The organism is Streptomyces sp. NPDC051913 (genome assembly GCF_044593635.1).
Taxonomy (GTDB): Bacteria; Actinomycetota; Actinomycetes; order Streptomycetales; family Streptomycetaceae; genus Streptomyces.
Window position 1 is genome coordinate 111,031 of the sequence record NZ_JBIUCI010000024.1, and the last position, 13,919, is coordinate 124,949.

12 protein-coding genes and 1 pseudogene are annotated in these 13,919 nt (G+C 68.8%); 9 read left to right on the plus strand and 4 right to left on the minus strand.

The annotated features are described in order from the left end of the window. Positions 1 to 654 precede the first annotated feature (654 nt). Positions 655 to 783: pseudogene (locus ACIHIX_RS42970) on the minus strand (SCO5717 family growth-regulating ATPase); the annotation flags it as partial. A 462-nt stretch (positions 784 to 1,245) separates the two neighbouring features. Between ACIHIX_RS42970 and ACIHIX_RS42975 the strand changes: the two are divergent. Then, a complete protein-coding gene (locus tag ACIHIX_RS42975; protein WP_399966033.1) occupies positions 1,246 to 2,745 on the plus strand; it encodes a PQQ-binding-like beta-propeller repeat protein in 1,500 nt (499 codons plus the stop codon). 70 nt (positions 2,746 to 2,815) lie between these two features. Here ACIHIX_RS42975 and ACIHIX_RS42980 read toward each other — a convergent pair whose 3' ends face one another. Beyond that, positions 2,816 to 3,100 carry a DUF397 domain-containing protein gene (locus ACIHIX_RS42980; protein WP_399966034.1) on the minus strand — a complete coding sequence of 95 codons (285 nt, stop codon included), beginning with the start codon at positions 3,098 to 3,100 and terminating at the stop codon, positions 2,816 to 2,818. A gap of 268 nt (positions 3,101 to 3,368) precedes the next feature. Here ACIHIX_RS42980 and rpsO point away from each other — a divergent pair, with 268 nt between their 5' ends. The 5 genes from rpsO (at position 3,369) to ACIHIX_RS43005 (ending at position 8,795) form a co-directional block, all read left to right on the plus strand. Next, positions 3,369 to 3,656, plus strand: a complete 288-nt coding sequence (gene rpsO, locus ACIHIX_RS42985; RefSeq protein ID WP_015657483.1) for a 30S ribosomal protein S15 — start codon at positions 3,369 to 3,371, stop codon at positions 3,654 to 3,656. A gap of 307 nt (positions 3,657 to 3,963) precedes the next feature. Next, positions 3,964 to 6,180, plus strand: coding sequence for a polyribonucleotide nucleotidyltransferase (locus tag ACIHIX_RS42990; RefSeq protein ID WP_399966035.1), 2,217 nt, complete (start codon positions 3,964 to 3,966; stop codon positions 6,178 to 6,180). Continuing rightward, positions 6,177 to 7,556 (plus strand): M16 family metallopeptidase, encoded by a 1,380-nt coding sequence (locus tag ACIHIX_RS42995; protein ID WP_399966036.1) that lies wholly within the window; start codon positions 6,177 to 6,179, stop codon positions 7,554 to 7,556. The genes ACIHIX_RS42990 and ACIHIX_RS42995 overlap by 4 nt, the downstream gene beginning before the upstream one ends. Before the next feature lie 26 nt (positions 7,557 to 7,582). Then, positions 7,583 to 8,335: a 4-hydroxy-tetrahydrodipicolinate reductase gene (gene dapB / locus ACIHIX_RS43000; RefSeq protein WP_399966037.1), complete on the plus strand. Its 753-nt coding sequence runs from the start codon at positions 7,583 to 7,585 to the stop codon at positions 8,333 to 8,335. Between the two features lie 7 nt (positions 8,336 to 8,342). Next, entirely contained in the window at positions 8,343 to 8,795 is a 453-nt protein-coding gene (locus tag ACIHIX_RS43005) for a hypothetical protein (RefSeq protein WP_399966038.1), read from the plus strand. 74 nt (positions 8,796 to 8,869) lie between these two features. Here the strand turns inward: ACIHIX_RS43005 and ACIHIX_RS43010 are convergent, their stop codons facing one another. Continuing rightward, positions 8,870 to 9,424 carry a hypothetical protein gene (locus ACIHIX_RS43010; protein WP_399966040.1) on the minus strand — a complete coding sequence of 185 codons (555 nt, stop codon included), beginning with the start codon at positions 9,422 to 9,424 and terminating at the stop codon, positions 8,870 to 8,872. Positions 9,425 to 9,514: 90 nt separating this feature from the next. After that, the gene (locus ACIHIX_RS43015) at positions 9,515 to 9,754 is read right to left on the minus strand and encodes a hypothetical protein (RefSeq protein ID WP_399966041.1); all 240 of its coding nucleotides are present in this window, start codon (positions 9,752 to 9,754) and stop codon (positions 9,515 to 9,517) included. Positions 9,755 to 9,953: 199 nt separating this feature from the next. Between ACIHIX_RS43015 and thyX the strand changes: the two genes are divergently transcribed. The 3 genes from thyX (at position 9,954) to ACIHIX_RS43030 (ending at position 13,647) form a co-directional block, all read left to right on the plus strand. Beyond that, positions 9,954 to 10,694 (plus strand): FAD-dependent thymidylate synthase, encoded by a 741-nt coding sequence (thyX, locus tag ACIHIX_RS43020; protein WP_387783282.1) that lies wholly within the window; start codon positions 9,954 to 9,956, stop codon positions 10,692 to 10,694. Positions 10,695 to 10,905: 211 nt separating this feature from the next. Beyond that, positions 10,906 to 11,805 (plus strand): 4-hydroxy-tetrahydrodipicolinate synthase, encoded by a 900-nt coding sequence (gene dapA / locus ACIHIX_RS43025; RefSeq protein WP_399966042.1) that lies wholly within the window; start codon positions 10,906 to 10,908, stop codon positions 11,803 to 11,805. 156 nt (positions 11,806 to 11,961) lie between these two features. Beyond that, entirely contained in the window at positions 11,962 to 13,647 is a 1,686-nt protein-coding gene (locus tag ACIHIX_RS43030) for a ribonuclease J (RefSeq protein WP_399966043.1), read from the plus strand. Positions 13,648 to 13,919: the final 272 nt, after the last annotated feature.

The following is a 13,919-nucleotide window of genomic DNA, read 5'->3' on the forward strand; positions in this document are numbered from 1 at the left end:
AGGGGCGGGCGCCGGTGCGGGCGCGGGCAGGGTGAAACTCGCCGGAGACGAGGAGGGAGCCGGAGCCGGAGCACCCCACGGCCCGGCCGCAGGCGAGGCGGGGTCCGCGGCAGGAGCCTCAGCCCGGGCCTCGTCCTGCGTCGGCTGCGAAGTCTGCGGAGGCTGCGGCTCGAAGCCACTCCCCACCGGAAGCCTCGGCACCGCCACTGGCCCAGCGCTGGGCGGAGTGAACGGCGCACCGGGCCCCGAGGCCGGCGGTGCGGGCGGCGTGAACGGAGCCCCGGGCCCGGAAGAGGGCGGTGCCGGGGGAGTGAAGGGCGCCCCCGGACCCGCCGCCGGACCTGCCGTCGGCGGTGTGAACGGAGCGCCGGGCGCCGGAGCCGGGACGGAAGCCGGTCCCGAAGACGCCCCCTGGGGACGTGAGTGCGCCGGCGGAGTCAGCCCCGGAAGCGAGGAAGCGGACCAGTCGGTGGGAGAGGGAACGCCCGCAGGCGCACCGCCGGCCGCCGACCCCGCCGTACTCGAAGAAGAACCCGTAGAACCCGGACCCCCCGAACCGGCTGAACCGGCTGAACCGGCTGAACCGGTCGAGCCGCCTGAATCCCCCGAACCCCCCGAATTCCCTCCGTCGTTGGATCCCCCCGACGCGTTCTGCGTGTACCAGGCAGGCGGTGCGTAGTCGATGGTGAACTCGCCCGTCATCTCGCTGGCGGACTCCGCGTCGGGCTGGTCATCGCCGGGTGTGGCCCAGCCCCCGCGGATCCCGTCCCGATCGCTGCTCACAATTCCTCCTGGTGTGGTCGAGCACCCTCATACCGTGCTAGGGGCGACCTGTTCTTGTCGTCTTCTAGTCGTCCGAAGTCGTTCGAGGTCGTCCGCTCCACCGGACTCTCCCCCTGGGACACCGACGCCCGGTCCACGGGTTCTGGCGTCGCGCCCGGTACCAGCCTAATCACCACAAGCCCCACCCCGGCAGGCCCGTCCACCACTGAGCGAGGGTCCACTGCGTCACAACCTGCCCAGAAGTGCCGTACACAGCTTTCGCATCCGTGAGGAAAAGGGGCGATGTTCGTGAATACCCCGAACATAAACGGAAGGTGACGGCGGACGAGTCCGCGCCCTCCCGAAGCGCCTTGCCCCGCAAGGCCGTTGACGGGAACGGTGATCCACCCCGCTCCCGGGCCGTGGCCGCCCGACGGGCATAGTGGGCCCTTCTCAGGTCACGAACAGAAAGGGCGCTTCCGCGTGAGCTTCGGCCCGCCTCCCTCGATCTACACCCAATCCGCACTCGCGGCGGACACCGCGCGCAGGCGCCGCCGGACGAAACTGCTGGGCGCGGTGGCGGTCGTCGTGGCCCTCCTCGTGCTGGCCGGAGGCGGCTGGTTCCTGGCGTCCGGCGACGACGCCGCCCCCGTCGACGCCAAGGGGCCGGTCGCGCAGAGCCCCGACGCGATCAGGGAGACGACCGAGAGGGTCCCCGGCTCGCCCGAGGGGCAGCTGATGATCGAGCACGACGAGGAGAACCTCGCCAAGACCAACGACGCCAGCCCCCGCTACGCGCCCGGCACCTGGGCCACCGACAAGGTCATGGTCAAGGGCGTCGCCAGCCGGCTGGAGGGCTACAACATCGCCCTCGACGCCGATGAAAAGGCCTGGACGCTGAAGCTGGACGGCCACCTCTGCGCGACCAGCCGGCACGTCACCGCGGACGGCCGTACCGCCGTCGTCATCCAGCCCCCGCGGCCCAAGGGCTCGGAGCAGGACGGCGTCTGCGACCAGGTGGTGTTCGTCGACCTGAACACCGGCAAGAAGCTGTGGCAGAAGCAGATGCCGGCCGCGACCTCCGCCTTCGTCACCAACACCAACCTCACCCTGACCAAGGGCGTCGTCGCCGTTGCCTGGGGACAGGGCTCGGTGGCGTACGACATGCCGACCGGCGCGAAGCTGTGGAACAGCGCGCTCGGCGACGAGTGCCAGGACAAGGCCTTCGCCGGTGGCCGCGCCCTGCTGGCCCTGCGCAGCTGCGGTTCGCTGCCCGACGTCAGGTTCCAGGTGCAGAAGGTCGACCCGCGCACAGGCAAGCCCTTGTGGACGTACCGCGTCTCCAGCGGCATCCAGACCGTCTACCTGCCCTCCGCCGACCCGCCGGTCCTCGCCCTCGCGGCGGGCGACAGCACGGTCACCGACGTGATCACCCTCGACGACCAGGGCAAGTACCGCACCACCATCCCTCTCGACGACTACGACGCGAAGTGCGGTGAGCGCTACTTCGGGATGTCCTTCTTCGGCGAGTACGAGAACTGCGACGGCATCGTCGTGGGCCGCACCCAGGCGTACATCCTGAGCAAGGAGAACATCGCCACCGGCGAGCCCTCCGACTGGATCGTGGCGTTCGACCTCGCGACCGGCAAGACCGCGGGCAAGTTCGAGGGCCGCGAGCTCCAGAAGGTCTACCCCCTCCGGATGAGCGGCGACGACCTGCTGATCTACCGCCGCGGCGCGGGTGCGGTGGCCCCGGCGGCGGTGGTCCGCTGGAACCCGCGCACGGACCGGGAGACCCCGCTCCTGCTCTTCACGCTCCCCGAGGACGACGACTCCGAGCTCAGTGACCCGGAACAGTCCGACATCCTCTACCAGCACGGCCGCGCCTTCTTCGGCAAGCGGGAACTGGTCCACGACGACAAGTACCCCACCGACCCCGTGCTGATGGCCGTGGCGATCGGGAGCGCGGGACTGAAGCACTGAGAGACGTCCGTAGACGATGAGTGAGGGCGGCACGCGCGCGTGCCGCCCTCACTCATCGTCTACGTCGCGCTCACTCCGCGGATTCCTCCGGCGCCGGCTGAAGATCGAACTCCCCGTCCCGCGCGCCGAGCACGAAGGCCGTCCACTCCGCCTCCGTGTAGCGCAGCACGGTGTCCGGGTCGAGCGAGGACCGCATGGCCACGGCGCCCTCGGGCAGGTAGGCGATCTCGACCCGCTCCTCGTGCTCCTCCGTGCCCGGCGCGCAGTGCCACTCGACGCCGGAGATGTCGAGGGCGTAGAGCTCGTCCCGCTCCCGCTCCTTGCGCGCCTTGATCTCCTCTGCCGTCTCCGCCATGTCCCGGCGACCCCTTCCCGACGTGCCTACGATCCGAGCTCACCCTAGTGGCCCCATCCGTCCCGACGGGGTGGTTCGGAAAGCGGGCGAAGGTGCCCACCTGGGCCTGGTACCCTGAGTGACGGCCGTTTGTGTACGCACCCCCGGAGTCCTTCGAAGGACCCTGGAGGCCGCGCCCAGCGGATCCCCGCCTCCCGAGTAACGGAAGCTCCCCCGAGACAAAGACCGGGGGCACTCGGTGGCCATTCAAAGACTACGAGGAGTACGCGTGCCGCTCGACGCCGCTACGAAGAAGCAGATCATCAGCGAGTTCGGTCAGAAGGAGGGCGACACCGGCTCCCCCGAGGTCCAGGTCGCCATGCTGTCGCGCCGGATCTCGGACCTGACCGAGCACCTCAAGACCCACAAGCACGACCACCACTCCCGTCGTGGTCTGCTGATCCTGGTGGGTCAGCGTCGCCGCCTTCTCCAGTACCTGGCGAAGAAGGACATCCAGCGCTTCCGTGCGCTGGTCGACCGCCTCGGCATCCGCCGTGGTGCGGCGGGCGCCAAGTAAGACGCTGTGAAGGGGGCGGTTCCCGAAACGATCGGGGGCCGCTCCCTTTGCGTATGTATGGAAACGTGCGGAGTGTCACACCCGCTTTGTAGTGTGGTAGCACGACGCAACACCACGCAGTATCACGAGGAGGAGCGCACCTCGCCGCCGCCGGTCCTCGGTAGTGGCCCCCGGGCATTGCGAACCCGGGTGCTTCGATCGAAGACCGGCCCGCACCAGACGGAGCGCTTCTCCGCCCACGTCCCCCCACCACACGGGTGGATGGGACAAAAGACGAACGCAGACGAAAGTAACGGAGAAACCGCTAGTGGAGAACGAGACCCACTACGCCGAGGCCGTCATCGACAACGGCACCTTCGGCACCCGCACCATCCGCTTCGAGACGGGCCGCCTCGCCAAGCAGGCCGCCGGCTCCGCCGTGGCGTACCTGGACGACGACACCATGGTGCTGTCGGCCACCACCGCCTCCAAGAACCCCAAGGACCAGCTCGACTTCTTCCCCCTCACGGTGGACGTCGAGGAGCGGATGTACGCCGCCGGCAAGATCCCCGGCAGCTTCTTCCGCCGTGAGGGCCGGCCCTCCGAGGACGCGATCCTCACCTGCCGCCTGATCGACCGCCCGCTGCGCCCGTCCTTCAAGAAGGGCCTGCGCAACGAGATCCAGGTCGTCGCCACCATCATGGCGCTCAACCCCGACCACCTGTACGACGTCGTGGCGATCAACGCCGCCTCCGCGTCCACCCAGCTGGCCGGTCTGCCCTTCTCCGGCCCGATCGGCGGCGTCCGCGTCGCGCTGATCAACGGCCAGTGGGTCGCCTTCCCGACGCACTCCGAGCTCGAGGACGCCGTCTTCGACATGGTCGTCGCGGGCCGCACCCTGGAGGACGGCGACGTCGCGATCATGATGGTCGAGGCCGAGGCCACCGAGAAGACCATCCAGCTGGTCAAGGGCGGCGCCGAGGCCCCGACCGAAGAGGTCGTGGCCGCCGGTCTGGAAGCCGCGAAGCCCTTCATCAAGGTCCTCTGCAAGGCCCAGGCCGACCTCGCCTCCAAGGCCGCCAAGCCGACCGGCGAGTTCCCGATCTTCCTCGACTACCAGGACGACATCCTGGAGGCGCTCTCCGCCGCCGTCCGCCCGGAGCTCGCCTCCGCGCTGACCATCGCCGGCAAGCAGGAGCGCGAGTCCGAGCTGGACCGCGTCAAGGCGCTCGCCGCCGAGAAGCTCCTCCCGGAGTTCGAGGGTCGCGAGAAGGAGATCTCCGCCGCGTACCGCTCCCTGACCAAGCAGCTCGTCCGCGAGCGCGTGATCAAGGAGAAGAAGCGCATCGACGGCCGCGGTGTCACCGACATCCGCACGCTGGCCGCCGAGGTCGAGGCCATCCCGCGCGTGCACGGCTCCGCGGTGTTCGAGCGTGGCGAGACCCAGATCCTGGGCGTCACCACCCTCAACATGCTCCGCATGGAGCAGCAGCTGGACACCCTCTCCCCGGTGACCCGCAAGCGCTACATGCACAACTACAACTTCCCGCCGTACTCCACCGGCGAGACCGGCCGCGTCGGCTCCCCGAAGCGGCGCGAGATCGGCCACGGCGCCCTCGCCGAGCGCGCCCTCGTCCCGGTCCTGCCGACGCGCGAGGAGTTCCCCTACGCGATCCGCCAGGTCTCCGAGGCGCTGAGCTCCAACGGCTCGACGTCCATGGGCTCGGTCTGCGCCTCCACCATGTCGCTGCTGAACGCCGGTGTGCCCCTGAAGGCCCCCGTCGCCGGTATCGCCATGGGCCTCATCTCCCAGGAGATCGAGGGCGAGACGCACTACGTCACCCTCACCGACATCCTCGGTGCGGAGGACGCCTTCGGCGACATGGACTTCAAGGTCGCCGGCACCAAGGAGTTCGTGACCGCCCTCCAGCTCGACACCAAGCTGGACGGCATCCCGGCCTCCGTCCTGGCCGCCGCTCTGAAGCAGGCCCGTGACGCCCGCCTCCACATCCTCGACGTGATGATGGAAGCGATCGACACGCCGGACGAGATGTCCCCGAACGCCCCGCGGATCATCACCGTCAAGATCCCCGTGGACAAGATCGGCGAGGTCATCGGCCCCAAGGGCAAGATGATCAACCAGATCCAGGAGGACACCGGCGCCGACATCACGATCGAGGACGACGGCACCATCTACATCGGTGCTGTCGACGGCCCCTCCGCCGAGGCCGCCCGCACCACGATCAACTCGATCGCCAACCCGACCATGCCGGAGGTCGGCGAGCGCTACCTGGGTACGGTCGTCAAGACCACCACCTTCGGTGCGTTCGTGTCGCTGCTCCCGGGCAAGGACGGTCTGCTGCACATCTCGCAGATCCGTAAGCTCGCCGGCGGCAAGCGCGTGGAGAACGTCGAGGACGTGCTCGGCGTGGGCGCCAAGGTCCAGGTCGAGATCGCCGAGATCGACTCCCGCGGCAAGCTCTCCCTCATCCCCGTGATCGAGGGCGAAGAGGGCGACGAAAAGAAGGACGACACCGACAAGTGACGTCGAGCAGCTCCACGGCGACGGCCCGCACCTCCTCGGAGGCGCGGGCCGTCGCCCGTACCCAAACACTCATCAAGGGCACCAACGGCATCGGCACGGTCCGCAAGACCACCCTCCCGGGCGGCCTGCGCATCGTCACCGAGACACTGCCCTCGGTCCGCTCCGCGACCTTCGGCATCTGGGCCCACGTCGGCTCCCGCGACGAGACGCCGTCACTGAACGGCGCCACGCACTACCTGGAGCACCTGCTCTTCAAGGGCACGACGCGGCGCTCCGCCCTGGACATCTCCTCGGCGCTCGACGCGGTCGGCGGCGAGATGAACGCGTTCACGGCGAAGGAGTACACGTGCTACTACGCGCGCGTGCTCGACACCGACCTGCCGCTCGCCATAGACGTCGTCTGCGACATGCTCACGGGCTCGCTGATCCTGGAAGAGGACGTCAACGTCGAGCGGGGCGCGATCCTCGAAGAGATCGCCATGACCGAGGACGACCCGGGTGACTGCGTGCACGACCTGTTCGCGCACACCATGTTCGGCGACAACCCCCTCGGCCGCCCGGTCCTCGGCACGGTCGACACGGTCAACGCCCTCACCGCCGACCGCATCCGCCGCTTCTACAAGAAGCACTACGACCCGACCCACCTGGTCGTGGCGGCCGCGGGCAACATCGACCACAACAAGGTCGTACGACAGGTCCGCGCGGCCTTCGAGAAGGCGGGCGCCTTCAGGAACGCCGAGGCGACCCCCATCGCCCCGCGCGACGGCCGCCGCACCATCCGTACCTCGGGCCGCGTCGAACTGCTCGGCCGCAAGACCGAGCAGGCCCATGTCGTCCTCGGCATGCCGGGCCTGGCCCGCACCGACGAGCGCCGCTGGGCGCTGGGCGTGCTGAACACGGCCCTGGGCGGCGGGATGTCCTCCCGCCTGTTCCAGGAGGTCCGCGAGAAGCGCGGCCTGGCCTACAGCGTGTACTCGTACACCTCGGGCTTCGCCGACTGCGGCCTCTTCGGCGTCTACGCCGGCTGCCGGCCCTCGCAGGTCCACGACGTGCTGAAGATCTGCCGCGACGAACTCGACCACGTCGCCGAGCACGGCCTGACCGACGACGAGATCGCCCGCGCCGTCGGCCAGCTCCGCGGTTCCACCGTCCTCGGTCTGGAGGACACCGGTGCGCTGATGAACCGCATCGGCAAGAGCGAGCTGTGCTGGGGCGAGCAGATGTCCGTCGACGACATGCTGACCCGGATAGCTTCGGTCACCCCGGACGACGTCCGCGCGGTCGCCCGCGAGATCCTGGGACAGCGGCCCTCGCTGTCGGTCATCGGCCCGCTGAAGGACAAGCAGGCGTCCCGACTGCACGACGCGGTCGCGTAAGCACCCTCCCGAAGGAAACCAAGAAGATGAGCAAGCTGCGCGTGGCGGTCCTCGGTGCCAAGGGCCGGATCGGCTCCGAGGCGGTCAGGGCCGTCGAGGCCGCCGAGGACATGGAGCTGGTCGCCGCCCTGAGCCGGGGCGACACACTGGAGACGCTCGCCGAGACGGGCGCCCAGGTCGCCGTCGAACTGACCACGCCGGCCTCGGTGATGGACAACCTCGAGTACTGCGTCGGCCACGGCATCCACGCCGTCGTCGGTACGACGGGCTGGACCGACGAGCGCCTCGCGCAGCTGAACGGCTGGCTGGCCGCCTCCCCGGAGACGGGCGTCCTCATCGCGCCCAACTTCTCCATCGGGGCGGTCCTGAACATGAAGTTCGCGCAGATCGCGGCCCCCTACTTCGAGTCGGTGGAGGTCGTCGAGCTCCACCACCCGAAGAAGGTCGACGCCCCCAGTGGTACGGCGACCCGCACGGCCCAGCTCATCGCCTCGGCCCGCGCCGCGGCGGGCACGGCCCCGGCACCGGACGCCACGGAGACGGCCCTGGACGGCGCGCGCGGCGCCGACGTCGACGGCGTCCCCGTCCACTCGGTCCGCCTCCGCGGCCTGCTGGCCCACCAGGAGGTCCTGCTGGGCGGCGAGGGCGAGACCCTGACGATCCGCCACGACTCGCTCCACCACAGCAGCTTCATGCCGGGCATCCTGCTGGGCGCCCGCAAGGTGGTCACGACCCCGGGCCTGACCTTCGGCCTGGAAAACTTCCTGGACCTGGGCTGACGACACCATGCGCGCCAAGCTGTCCTACGCCGTAACGGCCGCCGTCCTGGTCTTCTACTTCGTCCTGGTCGGCAGCCGCGGCGTCATGCTCATCCAGTCCGGCACCCTCATCACCGTCACCTTCGGCGTGGCGGTGCTGATCCTGCCGGTCATCGGTCTGTGGTTCCTGTGGAAGAACACCGAGTTCGTCCGCAAGGCGAACCGGCTCGCCGCCGAACTGGAGGCCGAGGGCGGCCTGCCCGTCGACGAGCTGAGGCGTCTGCCGAGCGGCCGTATCGACCGCGACTCGGCCGACGAGGTCTTCGCCAGACGCAAGGCCGAGACGGAGGACGCGCCGCACGACTGGCGCAGCTGGTTCCGCCTCGCCGTCGCCTACCACGACGCCCGGGACACCCCGCGCGCCCGCAAGGCGATGCAACGGGCGATCGCCCTGCACGACGGCAAGCCCGTCCAGGCCTGAGCGACGCGAAAGGGGTCGGCCGCCTTCACGGCGGCCGGCCCCTTTCGATGTCACTCGTGAGGTCCCTGGGCAGGTCAGCCCCGCTGGTACTCCGCGCCCCAGGCCTCCACGGAGTCCGCGGCCCGGTCGAACGCGTCGGGCCGGCCCAGGAAGTCCGCACCATGCGTGCTCAGCAACGGCGAGGCGTCCTCGGCCGCGCGGTCGCTGCGTACGAGGGTCAGGGCCTGCCCCTGCACCGTGCGCGGCAGCCCCAGCCAGCGCACCGGCTGCTGCACCGTCCGCACCGCGACGATCTTCTCCCAGCGCGCCGTACGCGTCAGGAAGAAGCCCACATGCCGCACCCCTTGGGCGCTCACCCACACACCCATGCGGAGCAGCCGCAGCGCGACGGCGATGATGACCAGCGCGCCACCGAAGACCACACCGCCCTCGGAGGCGGAGCCGGTGAGAGCGATGATGACCGCCGCGAACAGCACGTACGACGCGAGCAGCAGCAGAAGCGCCGCCGATCCCACCCGCCAGGGGCCGGGGCGGTAGGGGCGCCGCCAGTGGTCGCGGTCGTCGAAGGGCAGCGCGATGTCGTCGGCTGTCTCGAAGGCGCGGTCGGCCGTCAGGAAGGGCAGGGGCACGGCGGGTCCTCACTCAATGCCTGCGTGGGCTGTGCCCGGTGAGGCTATCCGCCACCGCCGTCACGGGCCACCTTGGGGGGCCCGGATGAGTCAGTGTCCCTGGGACGCCTGTGACTCCTGGGTGGACGTGGATGAGTGATCGAGGGTCAGCGCCGGCATCCCGAGCACCAGGGAACCCACCAGCGCGGCGATGATGGTGACGCCCAGGAGCCAGCGTCCCGCTATCTCCGTCGCGGAGGACTTCTCCGGGGGTGGGGGAGCGACATTACTGCGGAACCTGTCGGCCTCGGCGACGAAGGCGAACGGGACGGGCTCACGCCGACGGAACATCGGGGAGACGCTCCTCTCAAACTCGAACGAGTGGCTGTTGTTGATACAGACGCACGAGTGCCCGAAAAGGTGCCCTGATGCCCCGAATTCACAGAACTTCACCGAAGATGTCGCGTCCCGGCACCGAACGCCCCGATGTCAGTGCCGGGCCGTAGAGTGGGCGCCGCCCGAGCGAAGTGATGGAAGGACCCTCCGAGCCGTGACCGACACCCCCGTCGACGACCTCAAGCCCAGCTTCCGCAGCGATGTCAGTGTCGAGCTGGTGAAGCACAGCGCGGCCGATTCCGATGTGCTGTGGGCCGCCCGTGTCTCGACCGCCGGCGAGCAGTCCCTGGACGAGCTGAAGAAGGACCCCGAGCGGTCCAAGGGCCTCATCAACTACTTGATGCGCGACCGGCACGGCAGCCCGTTCGAGCACAACTCGATGACCTTCTTCATCAGCGCCCCCATCTTCGTCTTCCGCGAGTTCATGCGGCACCGCGTGGGCTGGTCGTACAACGAGGAGTCGGGCCGCTACCGGGAGCTCGAGCCGGTGTTCTACGTCCCCGGCGCGGACCGCAAGCTCGTCCAGGAGGGCCGCCCCGGCAAGTACGTCTTCGTCGAGGGCACCGAGGCCCAGCAGGAGCTGGTGACCCGCACGATGGAGGACTCCTACCGTCAGGCGTACGAGGCCTACCAGGAGATGCTCGCCGCCGGCGTCGCCCGCGAGGTCGCCCGCGCGGTCCTCCCCGTCGGCCTCTTCTCCTCTATGTACGCCACCTGCAACGCCCGCTCGCTGATGCACTTCCTCGGCCTGCGCACCCAGCACGAACTGGCGAAGGTTCCGTCCTTCCCGCAGCGGGAGATCGAGATGGTCGGCGAGAAGATGGAGGCCGAGTGGGCCAAGCTCATGCCGCTCACGTACGCCGCCTTCAATGCGAACGGCCGTGTGGCCCCGTAACGCACCCGCGTTCCCCGATCAGGGACAGATGTACGGATCGGCCGCGCGAGGTGTCCGTATTGCGGCATTTGGAGAAGTTCATCTAGCCTGATCAAACGGACCCGGCACTGCTTGAACCCCCGAGCAGGCAGTGCCGGGCTCCATCTTTGTCATGACTTTTCGCGCCCCCCGAGGGCAGACCACGTCTTGAGCAGCGAGTAGCGTGTTACCCATGGCTCCGACCTCCACTCCGCAGACCCCCTTCGGGAGGGTCCTCACCGCCATGGTCACGCCCTTCACGGCGGACGGCGCACTCGACCTCGACGGCGCGCAGCGGCTCGCTACCCACCTGGTGGACGCAGGCAACGACGGCCTGATCATCAACGGCACCACCGGTGAGTCCCCCACCACCAGCGACGCGGAGAAAACGGACCTCGTACGAGCGGTACTGGAGGCGGTCGGCGACCGCGCCCACGTCATCGCGGGCGTCGGCACCAACGACACCCACCACAGCCTGGAACTCGCCAAGGCCGCCGAACAGACCGGCGCGCACGGCCTCCTGATGGTCACGCCGTACTACAACAAGCCCCCGCAGGAGGGCCTGTACCGGCACTTCAAGGCCATCGCCGACGCCACCGAGCTGCCGGTCATGCTCTACGACATCCCCGGTCGCAGCGGCGTCCCGATCAACACCGAGACGCTGGTCCGGCTCGCCGAGCACCCGCGCATCGTCGCCAACAAGGACGCCAAGGGCGACCTCGGCCGCGCCAGCTGGGCCATCGCCCGTTCCGGCCTCGCCTGGTACTCCGGCGACGACATGCTGAACCTGCCGCTGCTCTCCGTGGGCGCGGTCGGCTTCGTCTCGGTCGTCGGCCATGTGGTCACGCCGGACCTGCGCGCCCTCGTGGAGGCCTTCGTCTCGGGCGACGTACAGAAGGCCACGGAGATCCACCAGAAGCTGCTCCCCGTCTACACCGGCATGTTCCGCACCCAGGGCGTCATGACGACGAAGGCCGCGCTCGCCCTCCAGGGCCTGCCCGCCGGACCGCTGCGCGCGCCCATGGTGGAGCTCACTCCAGAAGAGATCGAGCAGCTCAAGATCGATCTTGCTGCCGGCGGGGTACAGCTCTGACAACAGACTTCGCGCGCCCCCGGCGCGCAACAGACTTCACAACTGAATAAGCGGGCCACCGGTGCCCGCAACCCACAACAACAACTGCTACACGCACGAACGTCATGCGCGCCACGTGCCCTACCGGTACGTGGCGTGCGTGGTGAGGAGAGTCTTTTGAGTCATCCGCATCCTGAACTCGGCCCGCCCCCGCCGCTGCCCGAAGGCGGCCTGCGCGTCACCCCGCTCGGCGGTCTCGGTGAGATCGGCCGAAACATGACGGTCTTCGAGTACGGCGGCCGTCTGCTGATCGTCGACTGCGGCGTGCTCTTCCCCGAGGAGGAGCAGCCCGGAATCGACCTGATCCTGCCGGACTTCTCGTCCATCAGGGACCGGCTCGACGACATCGAGGGCATCGTGCTCACGCACGGTCACGAGGACCACATCGGTGCCGTCCCCTTCCTGCTCCGCGAGAAGCCGGACATCCCGCTGATCGGCTCCAAGCTGACCCTCGCGCTGATCGAGGCGAAGCTCCAGGAGCACCGCATCCGTCCGTACACCCTTGAGGTGGTGGAGGGGAACCGCGAACGCATCGGCCCCTTCGACTGTGAGTTCGTCGCGGTCAACCACTCCATCCCGGACGCCCTGGCGGTCGCCATCCGCACCCCCGCCGGCATGGTGGTCCACACCGGCGACTTCAAGATGGACCAGCTCCCGCTGGACAACCGTCTGACAGATCTACACGCGTTCGCACGTCTGAGCGAGGAAGGTATCGACCTCCTTCTCTCCGACTCGACGAACGCCGAGGTCCCCGGGTTCGTCCCGCCCGAGCGGGACATCTCCAACGTCCTGCACCAGGTCTTCGGGAACGCCCGCAAGCGGATCATCGTGGCGAGCTTCGCCAGCCACATCCACCGCATCCAGCAGATCCTCGACGCGGCCAACGAGTACGGCCGCAGGGTCGCGTTCGTCGGTCGCTCGATGGTCCGCAACATGGGCATCGCGAGGGACCTGGGCTATCTGAAGGTCCCGCCGGGCCTGGTGGTCGACGTCAAGACGCTCGACGACCTGCCCGACCGCGAGGTCGTCCTGGTCTGCACGGGTTCGCAGGGTGAGCCGATGGCGGCCCTGTCCCGCATGGCCAACCGCGACCACCAGATCCGCATCGTCTCCGGCGACACGGTGATCCTGGCGTCGTCCCTGATCCCCGGCAACGAGAACGCGGTCTACCGCGTGATCAACGGCCTGACCCGCTGGGGAGCCAACGTCGTCCACAAGGGCAACGCCAAGGTCCACGTCTCGGGCCATGCCTCGGCCGGCGAACTGCTGTACTTCTACAACATCTGCCGCCCGAAGAACCTGATGCCGGTCCACGGCGAATGGCGCCATCTGCGCGCCAACGCCGAGCTGGGCGCCATGACCGGCGTCCCGCACGACCGGATCGTCATCGCCGAGGACGGCGTCGTCGTCGACCTGGTCGCGGGCAAGGCCAAGATCTCCGGCAAGGTCCAGGCGGGCTATGTGTACGTCGACGGCCTCTCGGTCGGCGATGTGGGCGAGCCGGCCCTGAAGGACCGCAAGATCCTCGGCGACGAAGGCATCATCTCGGTCTTCGTGGTCATCGACTCGTCGAGCGGCAAGATCACGGGTGGCCCGCATGTCCACGCCCGTGGCTCGGGTATCGAGGACTCGGCGTTCGCCGACGTCATCCCGAAGGTCAAGGAGGTCCTGGAGCGCTCTGCCCAGGACGGTGTGGTCGAGCCCCATCAGCTCCAGCAGCTGGTGCGGCGAACCCTCGGCAAGTGGGTCTCCGACACGTATCGCCGCAGGCCGATGATCCTCCCGGTGGTGGTGGAGGTCTGACGGTCCGTCGGACCTCGTACGTGTGAACCTGGAGCGGGGCGCCTCGATTTGCATCGAGGCGCCCCGCTCCAGTACGTTTACGGCTCCACCTCAACGGGAACCCGGCCGCTTCGTGCGCCGGAACACCTCCCGAAGCGGGTGGGAATTCCGACTCAGAATCTCTGATAAAGTCGGAGTCGCCGGAAAGGGAAACGCGAAAGCGAGAACCTGGAAAGCACCGAGGAAATCGGAACCGGAAACGGTCTGATAGAGTCGGAAACGCAAGACCGAAG

Bases quoted from the DNA above. Each gene is read 5' to 3' on its own strand.
- ACIHIX_RS43005 (WP_399966038.1), top strand. From the start codon at position 8,343: ATGCGCGCCAAGCTGTCCTACGCCGTAACGGCCGCCGTCCTGGTCTTC.
- dapB (WP_399966037.1), top strand. From the start codon at position 7,583: ATGAGCAAGCTGCGCGTGGCGGTCCTCGGTGCCAAGGGCCGGATCGGC.
- ACIHIX_RS43015 (WP_399966041.1), bottom strand. From the start codon at position 9,754: ATGTTCCGTCGGCGTGAGCCCGTCCCGTTCGCCTTCGTCGCCGAGGCC.
- ACIHIX_RS42980 (WP_399966034.1), bottom strand. From the start codon at position 3,100: ATGGCGGAGACGGCAGAGGAGATCAAGGCGCGCAAGGAGCGGGAGCGG.
- dapA (WP_399966042.1), top strand. From the start codon at position 10,906: ATGGCTCCGACCTCCACTCCGCAGACCCCCTTCGGGAGGGTCCTCACC.